Origin of the sequence: Mycolicibacterium celeriflavum (genome assembly GCF_010731795.1) — a bacterium.
Lineage (GTDB): Bacteria > Actinomycetota > Actinomycetes > Mycobacteriales > Mycobacteriaceae > Mycobacterium > Mycobacterium celeriflavum.
Window position 1 is genome coordinate 3,723,195 of sequence record NZ_AP022591.1, and the last position, 16,400, is coordinate 3,739,594.

At 62.8% G+C, this 16,400-nt stretch carries 13 protein-coding genes and 1 pseudogene; 8 read left to right on the forward strand and 6 right to left on the reverse strand.

What is annotated here, in order from left to right; translation table 11 throughout:
* The first annotated feature begins 17 nt into the window (after positions 1-17).
* The 7 genes and pseudogenes from G6N18_RS18030 to G6N18_RS18060 all read left to right on the forward strand — a co-directional run bounded on the left by G6N18_RS18030 (position 18) and on the right by G6N18_RS18060 (position 8,827).
* On the forward strand, positions 18-941 hold the full coding sequence (locus G6N18_RS18030) for a hypothetical protein (RefSeq protein WP_011895451.1): 924 nt from the start codon (positions 18-20) through the stop codon (positions 939-941).
* Positions 938-2,608 carry a flavin-containing monooxygenase gene (locus tag G6N18_RS18035; RefSeq protein WP_011895450.1) on the forward strand — a complete coding sequence of 557 codons (1,671 nt, stop codon included), beginning with the start codon at positions 938-940 and terminating at the stop codon, positions 2,606-2,608. Before G6N18_RS18030 ends, G6N18_RS18035 begins: the two co-directional genes overlap by 4 nt.
* Positions 2,609-2,679: 71 nt before the next feature.
* Positions 2,680-4,194 carry a flavin-containing monooxygenase gene (locus tag G6N18_RS18040; RefSeq protein ID WP_041800854.1) on the forward strand — a complete coding sequence of 505 codons (1,515 nt, stop codon included), beginning with the start codon at positions 2,680-2,682 and terminating at the stop codon, positions 4,192-4,194.
* On the forward strand, positions 4,191-5,153 hold the full coding sequence (locus tag G6N18_RS18045; RefSeq protein WP_067992185.1) for an alpha/beta hydrolase: 963 nt from the start codon (positions 4,191-4,193) through the stop codon (positions 5,151-5,153). The genes G6N18_RS18040 and G6N18_RS18045 overlap by 4 nt, the downstream gene beginning before the upstream one ends.
* A 62-nt stretch (positions 5,154-5,215) precedes the next feature.
* Positions 5,216-6,805 (forward strand): flavin-containing monooxygenase, encoded by a 1,590-nt coding sequence (locus tag G6N18_RS18050; RefSeq protein WP_068001988.1) that lies wholly within the window; start codon positions 5,216-5,218, stop codon positions 6,803-6,805.
* Positions 6,806-7,157: 352 nt separating this feature from the next.
* Positions 7,158-7,863 (forward strand): annotated as a pseudogene (locus tag G6N18_RS18055) (cytochrome P450); the annotation flags it as partial.
* 163 nt (positions 7,864-8,026) lie between these two features.
* The gene (locus G6N18_RS18060; protein ID WP_109558230.1) at positions 8,027-8,827 is read left to right on the forward strand and encodes an SDR family NAD(P)-dependent oxidoreductase; all 801 of its coding nucleotides are present in this window, start codon (positions 8,027-8,029) and stop codon (positions 8,825-8,827) included.
* A gap of 53 nt (positions 8,828-8,880) precedes the next feature.
* Here G6N18_RS18060 and G6N18_RS18065 read toward each other — a convergent pair whose 3' ends face one another.
* Positions 8,881-9,558, reverse strand: a complete 678-nt coding sequence (locus G6N18_RS18065; protein WP_109749373.1) for a TetR/AcrR family transcriptional regulator — start codon at positions 9,556-9,558, stop codon at positions 8,881-8,883.
* A 143-nt stretch (positions 9,559-9,701) separates the two neighbouring features.
* Between G6N18_RS18065 and G6N18_RS18070 the strand changes: the two genes are divergently transcribed.
* Positions 9,702-10,847, forward strand: coding sequence for an acyl-CoA dehydrogenase family protein (locus G6N18_RS18070; RefSeq protein ID WP_011895443.1), 1,146 nt, complete (start codon positions 9,702-9,704; stop codon positions 10,845-10,847).
* Between the two features lie 604 nt (positions 10,848-11,451).
* Here G6N18_RS18070 and G6N18_RS24820 read toward each other — a convergent pair.
* The 5 genes from G6N18_RS24820 to G6N18_RS18095 all read right to left on the reverse strand — a co-directional run bounded on the left by G6N18_RS24820 (position 11,452) and on the right by G6N18_RS18095 (position 16,147).
* Positions 11,452-11,796: an adenylate cyclase regulatory domain-containing protein gene (locus G6N18_RS24820; protein ID WP_308215044.1), complete on the reverse strand. Its 345-nt coding sequence runs from the start codon at positions 11,794-11,796 to the stop codon at positions 11,452-11,454.
* Entirely contained in the window at positions 11,756-12,418 is a 663-nt protein-coding gene (locus G6N18_RS18080; protein ID WP_011895441.1) for a TetR/AcrR family transcriptional regulator, read from the reverse strand. The genes G6N18_RS24820 and G6N18_RS18080 overlap by 41 nt, the downstream gene beginning before the upstream one ends.
* 413 nt (positions 12,419-12,831) lie before the next feature.
* On the reverse strand, positions 12,832-14,568 hold the full coding sequence (locus G6N18_RS18085) for an acyclic terpene utilization AtuA family protein (RefSeq protein ID WP_011895440.1): 1,737 nt from the start codon (positions 14,566-14,568) through the stop codon (positions 12,832-12,834).
* Positions 14,565-15,377 (reverse strand): TIGR03084 family metal-binding protein, encoded by an 813-nt coding sequence (locus G6N18_RS18090; protein WP_011895439.1) that lies wholly within the window; start codon positions 15,375-15,377, stop codon positions 14,565-14,567. Before G6N18_RS18090 ends, G6N18_RS18085 begins: the two co-directional genes overlap by 4 nt.
* Before the next feature lie 2 nt (positions 15,378-15,379).
* On the reverse strand, positions 15,380-16,147 hold the full coding sequence (locus tag G6N18_RS18095; protein WP_011895438.1) for an enoyl-CoA hydratase/isomerase family protein: 768 nt from the start codon (positions 16,145-16,147) through the stop codon (positions 15,380-15,382).
* Positions 16,148-16,400: the final 253 nt, after the last annotated feature.

Sequence of the window (16,400 nt, forward strand, 5' to 3'; positions counted from 1 at the left end):
AGACAAAGGAGACTCCAATGGCATTCAAATACAGCGATATGCTCGAGACGATCAAGAATCGGCAGTGGGCGCTGGCCGACATCGATTGGGATGCGCCGGGCGCCGATAAAATCACTGATGAGCAGCGGCCCGAACTGAAGCAGTTCATGGCTGACGTGGTGTGGATAGAACACGTCGGTGCACGCGCGTTCGCCGCCATGGCGCCGAAAGCGCCGTTCGAGGCTCTAGGTGACATCTACCGGTATTTCCATGCCGAGGAGCAGCGGCACGCCAACGCGGAGCTGGCGCTCATGCAGCGGTGGGGGATGCTCGAGGAAGGGGAAATCCCGGTGCCGAACAAGAATATTCGACTGGTCATCGAGTGGATCGACCGATACGCCGAGGCCCTCCCGCTGACGGTGATCGGAGCGGCGATCCCAGCCTTGGAGACTGCGCTCGACGGAGCATTGCTCAAGTTCCTTCTCGACGAGGTGCAGGATCCGCTCTGCGCCGAGGTCTTCAACAAGGTCAACAACGACGAATCGCGGCACTTGGCAGTGGGATTCCAGGTTCTGAACGACCTCGGCGCCAGCCCCATGCGCATTCATGCGACTCAGACGATGGGGGCGCTCATCGACCCGAGAATCCTTCTCGGCGGCGTCCTCTACGTGCCGTTGCTCACCAGGATGTTGACCAATCTCAACGCCATGGGATTGTCGGAGGAGAAGCTCTACAACGCGGTGATGCGGTACGAGAACGTCGGAGATCGTAGTGAGTTCACGCGCCGCGTTCCGGGCTACCACATCTTGAAGGCTCACATGTCCGCCAGCATCAAGCGTTCTCAGCCATTGCATTTCATTTCGCAGCGGCTGGGTACCGCGATCGACCACTTCCCCACCGAGGTGCTCGGTAAGTCACCGACGTGGACAGAAGAGCTGACCTACGAACCGGTGGCCAGATGAGCGACACCACGACCGTCTTGATCGTCGGTGCGGGTTTCGCCGGCCTGGGAACCGCAATCCGGTTGCTACAACAGGGTATCGACGATTTCGTTGTCCTTGAACGTGCCGACGAGGTGGGTGGTACCTGGCGGGACAACACCTATCCCGGCGCGGCGTGCGACATCCCGTCGCTGCTCTATTCCTACGGGTTCGAGCAAAATCCGGACTGGTCCCGCGCGTATTCGGGCAGCGCCGAGATCCTCGGCTACATCAAGACGATGGTGGACAAGTACTCGCTGTCGCGTTTCATCCGGTTCGGAGTGAACGTCACCGGTCTGGAGTTCGACGAGGAAAGCGCACTGTGGACGGCGCAGACAGCTGACGGCTCGCAGTTCACGGCGCGCACCGCAGTGATGGCCAGTGGGCCGCTGGCGAATGCGAGCCTGCCGGACATCCGCGGACTGGACACCTTCGATGGTCACAAGATCCACAGTGCGCGTTGGGATCACGACTACGACATGAGCGACAAACGTGTCGCCGTGATCGGCACCGGAGCCAGCGCTGTTCAGATCATTCCCGAACTGGTGAAGACTGCGCGGTCGGTCAAGGTCTTCCAACGCACCCCCGGCTGGGTCCTCCCTCGGCCCGACTTCTCCCATCCGCAGTGGGTGCGGACGGCGTTTCGTCGCTTGCCTCGCGTGCAGAACGTCGGACGGCAGGCGTGGTTTTGGGGCCACGAGCTCATGGCCGTCGGCATGGTCTGGGATACCCCGGTCACCACTGGCATCCAGCTACTGGCGAAGGCGAATTTGCGGAGGCAGGTATCGGATACTTGGCTCAGGCGCCAGCTGACGCCGAACTTCCGTGCCGGCTGCAAACGGATGCTGATGAGCAGCGATTACTACCCCGCTCTTCAGCGCGACAACTGCAAGCTCGTCTCATGGCCGATCGCGACCCTGTCGCCGAATGGCATACGGACCGCAGATGGCATCGAACACGAACTGGACTGCATCGTCTTCGCCACCGGCTTCGATGTATGCAAGGCTGGCACACCTTTTCCCATCCGAGGCGCGCATGGTCGTGAGCTCTCCGACGAGTGGTCCCAGGGCGCCTATGCGTACCGGAGCGTCACCGTCGCAGGCTATCCCAATCTTTTCTTCACCTTCGGACCAAATTCAGGGCCCGGCCATAACTCGGCCCTCGTGTACATGGAGGCCGAGATCAACTACATCGTCAAAGCCATCGGCGCGATCATCGCGAATGATCTCAGTACGCTCGAGGTCCGCGAAGATCGGCAAAATAATTACCACGGCGAGGTACAGCAGCGGTTGGGAAGTACGACTTGGAATTCGGGTTGCAAGAGCTGGTACCTCACGAATGACGGATACAACGGCACCATGTACCCCGGTTTCGCCACCCAGTTCAAGCGCGCACTGTCCAAGGTCGACATGGGTGATTATGTAACGACCCCGACAACCGCACGAACTGAGCACCACCCAACCGAACACGCCCAAAACGGCTCGAATGTGGCCAAGGTTGCCCAGGGCCGCAAGGCCAAGGTAGCCCAGGGCCGAAAAAGCGCAGGCGCCCTGCCAACGCGGTCTGACGTCAAAGCCGACATCCTGGACGTGGGCGTCGGGAAGGTACCGCCTAAGCGCGCAGCCTCGAGAGTGAGGAAAGACGCTTGAGTGTCCATGTTGCGGGCGACGAGAATGCCCCCACCTCCGGAGCCCCTACGTACGAGGTCCCCACCCACGAGATATTGGTCATCGGAGCTGGATTCTCCGGGATCGGAGTGGGCATCAAGCTGCTGAAGGAAGGTTTCTCGGACTTCCTCATCGTTGATGAGGCCCAAGGGGTGGGTGGAACCTGGTACTGGAATACCTACCCGGGGATTGCAGTAGACATTCCGTCATATAGTTACCAATTCTCCTTTGAGAAACGCCCGTCGTGGTCCCGTACCTATGCGCCGGGGATCGAACTGAAGAACTACGCGAAGCATTGCGTGAAAAAATATGGCCTCGCGTCGCGCATCCGCTTCGGAGTCACGGTTGTGAGGGCTGAGTTCGACGAAGAATCGACATTGTGGCGTTTGTTTACCTCGACGGACGAGGAACTGACAGCGAGGTTCGTCATCAATGCCTCCGGGGTTCTCACGCGACCAAAATCGCCGGACATACCGGGGGTCGGGGACTTCGGCGGGGTCACGATGCACACGTCGCGCTGGGACCACCAGCAGACCCTCACCGGAAAGAGGGTCGCCGTCATCGGGACGGGCGCCTCGGCGGTGCAACTGATCCCCTCGATAGCCAAGGACGTGGACACACTCACCGTCTTTCAGCGCACCCCGATATGGTGTCTGCCGAAATTCGACTTCGCGGTGCCCCGCCCGCTGAGTGCTCTTCTCCGGCTCGCACCCGGAGCGCAGATCGCCGCGCGGGGAGCCAGCCAGGCCTTTGTCGAACTCACCTTTCCCGTCGCAGCGCACTTCCATACCGCCATACCGCTGGCGTCGGCGATCGAGCGTGCAGCGATCAGCTATATGCGTCGGCAGGTCACCGACCCGGTCGTTCGGGAGAAGCTGACGCCGCGTTACGCGCTGGGCTGCAAGCGACCAAGCTTTCACAACGAATATTTGAAGACGTTCAACCGCGAGAACGTCCTTCTTGAAACCAACCCCATCACCCGGGTGGATGAGACCGCGGTAATTACGGCCGATGGCGTCAGACACGAGATCGACGTGCTCGTCCTGGCAACGGGATTCAAGGTCATGGAATCGGACAGCATGCCCACCTACTCGCTCAGAGGTGTCGCCGGCCGAGACCAGGCACAGTGGTGGGACGAGAACCGACTCCAGGCATATGAGGGAGTCAGCGTGCCAGGATTCCCGAACCATTTCTCAGTGTTTGGCCCGTACGGATACAACGGGTCGTCCTACTTCGCACTCATCGAGGCACAGGCGGGTCACATTCTCCGTTGCCTCCGGCATGCCAGGACGGCCGACTCGAACTACGTCGAGGTACGCGAGGAGGCGAATCAACGCTTCTTCGCGGAGATGCTGGCACGGCGGCATACGCAGGTCTTCTGGCAGGACAGCTGCGCGGGCGCGAACAGCTATTACTTCGACAAGCATGGGGACGTGCCTCTGCGTCCCACGACGACGGTCGAGTCGATCTGGCGCAGTCGACGATTCGACTTGGCCGACTACCGTTTCGAACGGCGACCGGCGAAAAAGGCGGACACTGCCCCACAGAAGGTGGACACCGCCGGATGAGTTCACCTGCCAGGCCGAATCCGAGCATGGCGAGCCACCTGGTCGCGGCAACGGCGCGAGGCGTTCTTCGACCTCTCACGCAAGTGATTCCGGCCAACGACCATGGCTTCGCGGTCATGGACCGCGTGCTACGGGGAACACTCGTGGTGTCGCGGCCAAGGCGCGCAATCAGTGTCGAGAAGGTAGACACGCCCTTCGCCGGTGAACGTGTGCGAGGCGACTGGGTCAAGGCGGCCAACGTGGCCTCGGATGCTCCGCCGATTCTTTATATACACGGCGGCGCATTTTCTATGTGCTCTCCCGAGACCCACCGTGGCCTCATCAGCGAACTGTCCGCGGCCGCCCGCAGGCCGGTATTTGCCGTGCGCTATCGATTGGTCCCGAAATATCCCTTCCCGGCGGCCGCAGATGATGCACTGATCGCCTATCGATGGTTGACAGAGGGAAGCGCGATCACCGCGTCTTCTGGCACGGTGGCGCTCGCCGGCGATTCCGCAGGCGGCCAGCTTGCTGCGGCGACGGCGCTTGGCGCTCGGGAACATCGACTGCCGACGCCGGATGCCATGCTGCTGATGTCGCCGGTGCTGGATTTGACATGCCAACTCGCGATGGACCGTGATCTGCGCAGACGGGACCCCTTTGCGTCCGCCATCTCTGCGTCGAGAACAATTGGTCTGTACGTGGCGGGCGCCGATCCAGCCGACCCGAGGATAAGCGTGCTCGATGCTGATCTCACGGACATGCCACCAACTTTGATTCAGGTCGGCGGACGAGAGATGTTGCTCGACGACTCCAGAGTCTTTGCCAAACGTCTGCAAACTGCAGGGGTCTCCTCGCAGTTGCAAGTTTTCCGCGGCCAGATCCATGTCTTCCAGGCGATGTTTCGCCTACTGCCAGAAGCACGTGAGGCCCTCAGGCTCGGTGGCGAGTTCTTGGCTACTTCGGCCACCGTCCGTTGACAGCGTCCCTGCGCACGCCTTGACCACGAGGCGCCCCAGCACGAAGGTTGTATGAGCTAACGATGAAACCCGTGAAACGTGAACCAACCCAGGACAATCCCCCTGGTAACCCCTCGATCGTCATCATCGGCGCTGGCTTCGCCGGAATTACCCTTGCACTTCGCCTCAAACGCGCAGGGTTCGACAGGGTCCTCATTGTCGAAAAGGGCGATGGTGTCGGGGGAGTCTGGCGGGAGAACACCTACCCAGGGGCGGCCTGTGACGTCCCGTCGCAGTTGTACTCGATCTCCTCGGCGCCGAATCCCAGGTGGGGTCGGCGTTACGCAGAACAAGGCGATATCCTCGCCTACCTTCGCCGCGTCGCCGACGAAAGTGGTTTGCTGTCCCTCCTTCGGACCAAAACCGAAATCGCTAAGGCGGCCTTCGATGAGCGCACGAACACATGGCGTCTGACCACGACTACGAGTCAGGAATTGGAGTGCGATGTCGTCATTTCGGCCGTGGGCCAGCTGTCCCGACCCTCAGTTCCTGATATTCCTGGAATCTCGGGCTTCGCGGGCCCGTCGTTTCATTCCGCGAATTGGGACCACGATCTGAATCTCAGCGGCAAGCGGCTTGCGGTCGTCGGCACCGGCGCTAGTTCGGTGCAGTTCGTCCCGGTGGTCGCCGCAGGCGCTGAGCACTTGGACGTTTTCCAACGGTCAGCCCCATGGGTGCTGCCCAAATTCGACCGTCAGTACGGTGGGCGGCATCACCAACTGCTGCGCAAGTTGCCCATTCTGCGGCTCAGCGAACGTCTGATGATTTGGACGATATTCGAGTTCTTGGCGTTGGCACTCGTCGACGCGAAGCCAGTAGCGCGAGTCTTGGGAGTCATCGCCCTCCGGCACCTAGGTCGCCAGGTGTCGGATGCCCGGCTGCGTTCCCACCTGACGCCGGACTATGCGCCCGGGTGCAAGAGGATTCTGTTCTCCAGCGACTATTACCCCGCGCTCGCACGTCCCAACGTTTCATTGGTCACCGACGATATCCGGGCAGTAGAACCTGGCGGAATCCGCACGGTGAACGGCGACTTCCACGCCGCCGACGTGATCATCTACGGCACTGGCTTCAGTGCCACCGAGTTTCTTTCCCCGATGGAGGTCTACGGCCGCTCGGACCGAAAATTGTCGGACGTGTGGGCGGATGGCGCGCACGCCTACTACGGCCTATCGGTGCCAGAGTTTCCGAATTTCCTCATGATGTACGGGCCCAACACCAACGTGGGATCCGGGTCCATCGTCTACATGCTCGAATCGCAGGCCCGACACATCGTCAGGTTGATGAAGGTTCTCCGTGCCCATCCAGGAAGTGTTATCGAGGTCCGTGCCGATGTGGAGAAGCGCTTCAACGACCGGTTGAGTCGCCGCCTGGACAGATCCGTGTGGACTATGTGCACGAGCTGGTATCGCTCGGCGCGCGGGTCGATCTCTACCAACTGGCCCAGCCCGACCTTCTTGTATCGCCTTCGTGCGCGCAGGCCGAAGCGGCGCGCTTACGTCCTGTCGCGTCCCGCGCCCGCGAACTCGTCGCGCAGGGGGACACCCGAGCCGGCCAACACCCATCTGGCCGACATGCCCTATGCCCCAAGCGGGGCCGATAGCGTCGACTAGTGGCGGCTCTGTTCAGTGACGGGTATCCGAGGACGGCGGGGAGTCGCCGACATTCGAGCGGCAACTGTGACCGCCGTTGACAGGGTGGTCACCGGTGTAAACGATGGGTGAAATCCTTCCGATAATGCGAGAAACAACATCAAGGGGGCACTCGATGACCAAATCGCCGTCCGGTTCGGCAAGCAAGTCCCGTGACCGGCTGTTGTCGGTACTACTGAATCCCCTCCCGCAGCGCGTCGAGCGCGCTATCCAGGAGTGAGTCGACGATGGCCGGTTCGCGAACTCGCCGCGCCGCCGACAGGTAGCGGATTGAAGCCAGTTATCGGCGATCAGGGATTGCCTCTCGTTGGCCTTCGCCCGGAACTTACCGGCGGCACGCTCGGGGCAGAATGGTGATTTACTCGCCGCGCTATGTGAGGCGCGCGCCGAGGACGGCGAACGCTTCACTGATGCGGACATCATAAATCACATGATCTTTCTGATGATGGCCGCTCATGACACGTCAACGATCACCACTGCCGCTGTGGCGTACTTCTTGGCGAAGAATCCTGAATGGCAGGATCGACTTCGTGCTGAGTCTGACCGTCTAGGCGACGATCTGCCGGACATTGAGGACCTGGAGGGGCTTACGGCGATGGACTTGGTCATCAAGGAGTCGCTCAGACTAGTTGCACCGGTACCGTTGGTTATGCGTAAGACGGTGACCGACACCGTAATTGATGGCTACTACGTCCCCTCCGGAGTGCTCGTCGCCATCACGCCTGCGGTCAACCACTTTGCGCCCACAGTGTCGACCGAGCCGGACCGGTTTGACCCAACGCGACTCGAGCCGCCACGGCGCGAGGATCAGGCCCACCGCTTCGCCTGGCTTCCGTTCGGAGGAGGCGCGCACAAGCGCATCGGGATGCACTTCGGCACCTTGGAGGTGAAGGCAATACTGCACGAGATGCTGCGGGAATTCACCTGGAGTCTGGATGACGGCTACCGCGTTCGGTGGGACAATACGTCCCTGCCTGTTCCCTGTCGACGGCCTACCTATTACGTTGTGTCGCCGATGATATCTAGGTCATTCCACGAGACTTTTGAGTGCTTAGCCGAGCACATCGCCCTCACAGGGCGCCGGCGGAATCGACGCAGTCCTCCAAGTGGCCTCGGAGATCCTCAACAAACCCCGGCGAACCGTAGTCGGCAAACCTACGCAAACTGCCGGAAAGGATGGTCATGCTAGAACCATCAACAGCCGTCGTCACAGGAGCAGGTCGAGGGATTGGTCTGGAGATCGCGAGACAACTCGCCGCTGCCGGTCACAAGGTTTTGCTCACGGATGTGGATGGCGACGCAGCGGAGCGCGCTGCCACCGAGGTCGGCGGTGGCGCTTGGAGCGCCACGCACGACGTACGAGATCCGTCGGGTCATCGGGAAGTCGCTGCTCAGGCTTTAGCCGCTGGCCCTCTGGCGGTGTGGGTAAACAACGCTGGGATCCTACTCGCGGGTAACAGCTGGAGTCACAGCGATGCCGAGATTGCGTCGATCCTCGATGTCAATGTACGAGGTGTCGTTGCCGGCTCACACGCGGCAGTTGTCGCTATGGGCGCGGGTGGGGGCGCGATCCTCAACATCGCGTCCCTCTCGGCTCTGGCGCCCATCCCTGGATTAGCGATGTACGCAGCAACCAAAGCGGCCGTATTGTCGTTCACCACATCGCTGCAGGGCGACCTTGACCATGCGGGATTGCCAATCCACGCACGGGCGCTATGCCCTGACGTGGTAAGTACGAAAATGGTCACCGACCGAGTTGCCGACCCTGGGGCGGCGCTTCTGTTCGCCGGACCGCGTCCAATGGATGCTGCGGCCGTGGCCCGCGCGGGACTCGAGTTGCTGGAGAGTCGCCAGATATTCCGGGTAGTTCCTAGGTGGCGTGGCGTAGTTGCGCGCACTAGCGATGCTGCGCCGTCGCTTGGATTGAAAGCTTTCGCGTTGATGCGCGGCGTCGGTGAGCGGCGCCAACGCAATCATCGTTGATGGCGGTGTCGAAGACGGAGGGTTTAGCGTGGGGAGGCTCGAGTTGTACCTGGTCAGGTTTTCGGTTCGCAGAGTGGTAAGTGGGGATCAAGCTGGAATCCCAGTTCCTGCAGCCTGTCATTGATTATCAACCAGGTTTGCCGTGTCAACCGAATGACGAGTTCGTCACGAGTGGAGTCGCGATGGTCCAGCCACCATAGGACCGAAGCGTCCATCAGGCCCATGATGGCGGCGACATTGCGGTCTGCCGCCTCTGAGTCCTCGCCGTAGCGAGGAAAGTAACGGGCACCCGCGACGGCGAGTTCGGAGGCGAATGCGCTGCTGCCGGGCGCGGTCTTCTCGGTGCTGCGCCGATAGTGTCGGTTCACCAGGAACCGATAGAGGTTGGGGTGTTCGTCAGCCCACATGACGTGCTGAGTGACCGGCGCGCGTATCACGTCTAGCGGCGATCCCTGGACATCCAGAGTTAGGCGAATCTTCGCAGTGAGTTCGCGGTGGACGTGACGAGCCACGGCAAGATCGAGTTCTTCTTTACTTGCGAAGTGGCGGTAGAAGTGTGTGCGTCCCAAACCGGCCTTGTCTGCGATTTGGCCCGTGAGTGCGTGGGGCCCGTTCTCTTCGATTGCGCTGAGCGCCGCTTCGATGATCTGTTCACGACGTAGTTCACGGCCCGGCAACCTACTGGCCGCGCGGCGTACCGCTGTGGTGTCCACCCAGTGCTGTTGCTCCACGATGTCACCGTAACGCCCCGCGCTCTGGAAAGTTCTGGGTACGTGTTGTACCCGGCGTGCGATTCGTGGTACACCATGTACCCACAGGCGAAGCGAGACCATTGCGGGATCGGTGCGCAAGCAAACACAGTGAGGACTTTGTAATGGCAGCCAACCGCTCTAGCTGGATGGACGACGACCTCGACGCACTGCGGGATTTGGCACGTACGTTCTGTGAGAAGGAGGTCGCGCCGCACAGTGCCCGCTTCATCGAGCAGCACCACGTGGATCGGGACCTGTGGACCCGGGCGGGTGATCTTGGGTTGCTGTGCATGTCAATCCCCGAGCAGTACGGCGGAGGTGGGGGAACGTTCGCTCACGAAGCAGTCTTGATTGAGGAACAGGCCCGCATCGGCGATTCGGCATGGGGCGCGCCGCTTCATAGTGGAATCGTCGCCCACTACCTGCTCGAGTACGGCACCGATGAGCAGAAGGAACGCTTTCTTCCCAGACTGGCAACTGGTGAGATGGTTGGCGCGATTGCGATGACGGAGCCGGGCACTGGCTCCGATCTCCAATCTGTCACGACCAAGGCATCGCGCGTTGGAGACGAATACGTTGTCAACGGTTCCAAAACGTTCATCACCAACGGCGCTCAGGCCGACCTCATCATCGTCGTTGCGAAGACCGACCCCAGTGCCGGAGCGAACGGAATCTCGTTGGTTTTGGTCGAAGGCGATCGACCGGGCTTTCGGCGGGGTCGGGTGTTGGACAAGGTCGGTCAGCGCGGACAGGACACCTCCGAGCTCTATTTCGAAGATGTGCACATTCCGGTTGAGAACCTCCTGGGTACGACTGAAGGCCAGGGGTTCATTCAGTTGATGCAGCAACTTCCCCAAGAGCGATTGATCCTTGCGCTTGGTGCAGTGACAGTACTAGAAACAGCGCTCGAGTTCACTGTGGAATACACCAAAGATCGGCATGCCTTCGGCAAGCCCGTCTTCGCCTTCCAAAACACCAAGTTCAAGCTCGCCGAGGTCGCCACCGACGCCCACATCAGCCGCGTTTTCATCGACGACTGCGTCGCCCGCCATCTGCGCGGTGAACTCGACATCCCCACCGTCGCGATGGCGAAATGGTGGACTACTGAGCGTGCGATGGTCGCCCTTGATGACTGCTTGCAGCTCCACGGCGGCTACGGCTATATGACCGAGTATCCCATCGGCAGGATGTGGGCCGATGCTCGCGTTCAGAAGATCTACGGTGGGACAAACGAGATTATGAAGGAGATCATTGCTCGGTCGCTTTAGATCGAATTCGACCGCTAGATTGGTTACGAGGGGCCGCGATAGCGAGGTGGCGTTCGCTTATCAAGTCGGTGGTGACTGTTCATTAGGCGGTCACTGTTCACTAGGCGGATACCCGGCGAGCTCGCTTCAAACGGGGGCCTTACTCGGCCGGCCTGGGCGCGCCGCGCCCGAGACAGGTTGACCTTGCTGCTGACGCCCTTCAGACGATATGCGCCGGCGGACGACCACCGGAGGCCTGCGTCGTCGACGATCACCCGCGTGGAGTCCCACCAACACTGCGCCTGGCCGCGCCGCCGCGCTCACTCGGCTGGCCAGGTTCACGGGGTTGCCGAACCAGTCGCCCGCGCGCGAGACCGCTGACCCGGACGCCACGCCAATCCTCAAGGAAGGCAGGTCATTTGCTGACGCGCTGTCGATCAGGTCCAGCATCGTCGTCACCAGCGGCGTCGGTCGTGATGAGACCAGCATGACCGCGCCCCGAGGGTTTCACGAATCTCAACCGGTGGGTTGGCAGCCTCGCGCGCAGCAGTCGCGAGTCGATTCGCGAGCCTCTCCAAATCGTCGGGCTGAAGCTTTCAACATGTTCAGCGCGCGAAGCCACGCATCATCTCCGTGGCCTGCCCGATGCCTTCCGTGAGGGCCCGCAATATGGCGACTGTTTCGTCTGGATTCCGGTTTCCGTGCTCAGCTCGCGCAGAGAGACGTACCGTCCCTCACCACCCAGTACGCGGCTTGTAGGAAGAAGGAGAGGGGTTGGGGCCACCAGTCGGCTTTGATCAATCGTGAAGCCCTGGGCATGCAGCCAGGCAATTAGATGAGTCCTTTCCTGGCGGCTGTCGCCCTCAAGACCGTCGTGCAGACATACTGAGCGAGGTCGTCTTCGTGTGTTGCTGACACCCTGGACCTGCTTAGTGCTGCGGCGTACCGGGACGCGGACAGGATGGTTCAGTGTTCACGCCGCGCACCTGGTGACTCGACGCGGGGACGCCGAGCACGGCGTGACCCATCGCAACGAGCAGCGCAGAGGTCTGTTCGGGAGCCAGGCCAGTGCCGCGGTAGTGCAAGATCGATTGAATGGCTCCGATCGCTCCATGAACCATCGCCCGAAGTTCAATCTCATCGACCGCGGGCCGCAATTCTCCGACGAGGTGTACCCACTCTTCTAGATAGAGTCGCTGCTTTCGGCGCAACCGGCTCTGGTGCTGATCCGACAGATTGTGCACTTCGCGGTAATACACCATTGCCAGCTCGCGTTGATCCATTACCAAGGCGACTTGGTCTGACACCAGCAGGGTCAGCGCCTCCGCCTCGTCGCGGGACTGCTCGACGATCGCCGTCGCACGCTTAAGGAGTTTGTCCACCACTCGCTCGAAGAGGGCCGCCAGTAGATCGCTCTTACTGTTGAAATGGCGATAGATGGCCGGCCCGACAACCCCTGATGCAACGCCGATGTCGGCCATGGAGACAGCGTGGTAGCCCCGCTCGGCAATCAACTCGGTGGCAGAGGCGAGAATCCGTTCCCGACGTTCGCCGCCGACCCGGGTACGTCCGGCAACGACCACCTTGTTCACTACTACCTTCCTTCGCTCGCAACCAGGGCTCGCGCAGCACTGCAGCGCCGGGAGCTACACTACGAACGTTAACACCTGCTCACAATCCCAGGTTGAGTTGAAATGTAGACGCCCAGTGGCAGGTGGCTGGCGCCTGCGCGTGTGATCCCCATTCGTGGATGTGCCCGCTCATTGGCCAAGATCGGCAACCGCGTGGGCAGATCGCTGCGCCCTCTTTGGATGTCCAGTTCGGCAAGGAACTGGACAAAGCCATCTCTCCGTCTGCCGGACGCTGTTGGCGTCATCCGATCGTCATCACATCGTTCGGCAACACGGCTTTGGCAAAGGGGCTACGTCAAGCAGCAGGCAGAGGACGGCGACTTGATTGGCGATACGTCGACAGAGTGGCCCGGCTACTCCAAATTCGGGATTTGTCAGGTCGCGCCGACAAGGGATTGCGGTATGTCCACGATGCGGGAGCGCAGGTACTCGCACAAGCCCTTCGCCTGGGCATCCGGCCGGGTCGAGGATGCCACGCCTTCCCCCAGCAGCCCGTGCACCACAACGTTGAGCGCACGCAGGTTGGGCAGCTCGAATCGCTCTATGCGCAGCTGCGCAGCCTCCGGGCCGAGCAGCCCGCGCAGTCGCTCGACGGTTAAGTGCTCGCGCACCCAGGCATAGCCGGCGTCGTCGCGGGCCCAGAGACCAATATTGGCGTTGCCGCCCTTGTCGCCGGACCGCGCGCCCAGAACCGCGCCCAGCGGCGCGCGGCATGTCGGCTCGGTCGGCGGCGCGGCTGCCGCGCTGCCCCGGACCTTCGCGGCCGGCACGCTACCGGTCGGCGGATCGGCGATCCTCCGGCGCTCACCGTTGGGCAGCACCACGACCTGCGTCACGCTCGACCGGGGCACGGTCGCTGGGCGATACACGCCGAACACTGACTCCGACGTGGGTGGCGTGGTGGTGTGGAAGCCGGCATACCCGGCCAGAGCGATCTCCATGATTGCGCTCGAGAACGCCCGGCCGACCTTGCGCGGGTCGGTGTCCTTGACCGTGATCCGCAAGTGCGCGCACGCCTGGTCGTTGGTGGGGGCGTCCGGTGTGTCGAAACGCAGAAACCGGACGTCGACCTCGGCGAAGGATCCCCGGCCGCCGAGGATGTCGAACAGCTGCTGCTGCGCGAACGCGGCTTTCGCCTCCAGGTCCAAGCCGGTGAGCACCATCGTCATGGTGTTCCGGTAGCCCCCGACCTCGTTCAGCGCCACCTTGAGCGTCTCCGGTGGCGGGCTGCCGGTGACACCCGTGATCGCCACCCGGTGCTCGGCCTGCTGGGCCAGCGAGATCGTGTCGAAGTGAGTCACCACGTCGGGCCCCAGATAGGCCGGCTCGGCGATCTCGTAGAGCAGCTGGGCGGTGACCGTACCGACCGACACCAGCCCCCCGGTGTCGGCGTGCTTGGTGATCACCGACGAGCCGTCGGCCGCCACCTCCGCGATCGGGAAGCCCGGGTAGCGACGGTCGGTGATCTCGTCGAGGAAGGCGTAGTTGCCGCCCGTGGCCTGTGGTCCGCATTCGATGACGTGGCCGGCCACGACGGCACCGGCGAGCCGGTCCCAGTCGGTGCGCTCCCACCCGTGCCACCAGGCGGCCGGGCCGACGACCAGCGAGGCGTCTGTCACCCGTCCGGTGACGACGACGTCGGCGCCCGCACCCAGCGCTTCGGCGATACCCCAACCCCCGAGGTAGGCGTTGGCCGAGACCGGCTTGACCTCACCGACCGCAGGGGTGATCGCGGAGAGGTTCCCGCGCAAGTCGTCACCTTCGATGTGGGCGATCCGGACGGTGATACCGAGCCGGTCCGCAAGCTCGCGCAATCTGACGGCCAGCCCGGCCGGGTTGAGCCCACCGGCGTTGGCCACGATCTTGATACCGCGGTCGGAACAGGTGCCCAACACCTGCTCCATCTGGGTCAGGAACGTGCGCGCGTAACCGCCCGCCGGATCCTTCGCCTGGGCCTTCGCCAGGATGAGCATCGTCAGTTCAGCGAGGTAGTCCCCGCACAGCACGTCGATGCTCTGCTCGCCCGTCCCGCCCTCGACCATCTCCCGCGCCGCGGCGATCCGGTCGCCGTAGAAGCCCGAGCAATTTCCGATGCGTACCGGGTCCCTCACGACACACCTCCGTCGAACTGTCCTGCGGTGCGCCCGCCACCGGGAGGTCCGGCGAAGGCCTGCGCGATGGAGAGCCACTGGTCGGCGAGCGGACCGGTGACGTGCAGTGCGGTGTCGTCGCGATGCCTGCGCTGGGTGACGAGCAGGCAGAAGTCGTGCGCAGTGCCGGTGACCCGGTTGGGCACGCCGTCGGGGCCCCAGGTCCACAGCGTGCCCCCCGGTGCGGTGAGCTCGACACGGACGGGTTCCTCGGGCACCTCCAGGCCGTTGGCCATGTAGCTGAACGCCCGCGCTCCCACGCCGATGTGGGCGACGTGGCGCAACCGGGCCGAGGGCACACGGGTCACTCCCAGCGCGTCGGCGATGTCCTGACCGTGCGCCCAGGTCTCCATGATCCGCGCGGTCAGCGAGGAAGCCGCGCTCATAGGGAGGCCGAACCACGGCACCCGCATCGAGGGGTCGATCGCTGCGAAGGCAGCGACGAGGGCGCGGCGCGCGCCGTCGAACCAGGACAGCAGCTCCGCTGTCGGCATCGGCCGGTAGCGCTCGGCGATGGTGTCCGGGGAGATCCGGCCGTCGGCGAGCATGGGCAGCACCTCGGCCGTGAACCCTTCGGGGTCGGTGGCTGAGCGCACCGCGGCGTCGTCGAAGAACGCAAGATGGCTGATCTGATCGCGGACCGCCCAGCCTGCCGCGGGGGTGGGCGCGTCCCACCCGGCTTGCCCCTCGGGCAGCTCGGCGATCAGTGACCACAGCTCGGCCGTTTCCGCCCCGATGTCGGTGATCAAGGACTCCATCGGCACGGCCACGTCTAACGTCCCTTCCAAACCGGTGTGCGCTTCTCGCGGAACGCGGCGGGACCCTCTAGCGCGTCGGCGCTGAGGTACACCGGCTCCCATATCTGGTCGGCGTGGGCGTAGGCCTCCGTCAGGTGGTGCGCTGCGGAGAGGTATACGGTCTTTTTTGCCGCGAGTACGGACAGCGGTGCGTTGGAAGCGATCCGCAGGGCGATCTCCTGAACTCGTACCCGCAGCTCCGCTGCGGGCACGACCTCGTTCACCATGCCTACCTCGCGGGCGCGCTCGGCAGTGATCGGGTCGCCGGTCATCAAAATCTGCAGCGCAATCCGCGGCGGCAGCAGCCACGACAGCGGGACAGCCCATGGCGAGCCGCGGCCTACCTTGACCTCGCTGACCGCGAACCTGGCGTGCTCGGCTGCGATGACGAGGTCGCACTGCTGGGCCAGTAGGAATCCGCCGGCGAAGGCGACGCCGTTCACCGCGGCGATGGTCGGCTTGGCGACCTGGATGTTGCGCCCGAATTGCGGCGCGAAGTCTGGCGGCGGAACCGTGAGCGCCGTCTCCGCCATCTCTTTAAGGTCCCCTCCGGCGCAGAACGCCTTATCGCCTGCCCCGGTCAGCACCAGAACCTTGGCGGAGTCGTCGGCGTTGAAGCGGTGAACGCTGTGGAACAGTCCCTGCCGGACCGCCCCGTTGAGCGCGTTCCGTGCCTCGGGGCGATTGATCGTCAACCAGGCCACCCCGTCGACGACCTCGTAGGTGATCGCTTCCTCGCTCATCAATCCCCGTCCTGATCGGCACCCGCCCTCCCGATGTGAGGGCTCGTTCACTCGCAGTACGTTACCCGGCAGAATGTCGCGAGGACCAGTTGGTGAGCGAACGCGTTGCGTCCGGCGGCGCAACCCGACCGGCGTGGCCAGCTCCGTAAATGTTGGGTTCGCCACCTCGTCGGCCGCATTCGGTTCGAGCGATTGACGAGATCGGATCCCAAGGCCGCAACACGGGGTTGCATTCGTACGTCAAGTCCTCGGC

What these genes read in the sequence shown, in the direction of transcription:
- G6N18_RS18095 (WP_011895438.1), bottom strand. Translation starts at nt 16,147, where the DNA reads ATGAGCGAGGAAGCGATCACCTACGAGGTCGTCGACGGGGTGGCCTGG.
- G6N18_RS18030 (WP_011895451.1), top strand. Translation starts at nt 18, where the DNA reads ATGGCATTCAAATACAGCGATATGCTCGAGACGATCAAGAATCGGCAG.
- G6N18_RS18050 (WP_068001988.1), top strand. Translation starts at nt 5,216, where the DNA reads ATGAAACCCGTGAAACGTGAACCAACCCAGGACAATCCCCCTGGTAAC.
- G6N18_RS18035 (WP_011895450.1), top strand. Translation starts at nt 938, where the DNA reads ATGAGCGACACCACGACCGTCTTGATCGTCGGTGCGGGTTTCGCCGGC.
- G6N18_RS18045 (WP_067992185.1), top strand. Translation starts at nt 4,191, where the DNA reads ATGAGTTCACCTGCCAGGCCGAATCCGAGCATGGCGAGCCACCTGGTC.
- G6N18_RS18070 (WP_011895443.1), top strand. Translation starts at nt 9,702, where the DNA reads ATGGCAGCCAACCGCTCTAGCTGGATGGACGACGACCTCGACGCACTG.
- G6N18_RS18060 (WP_109558230.1), top strand. Translation starts at nt 8,027, where the DNA reads ATGCTAGAACCATCAACAGCCGTCGTCACAGGAGCAGGTCGAGGGATT.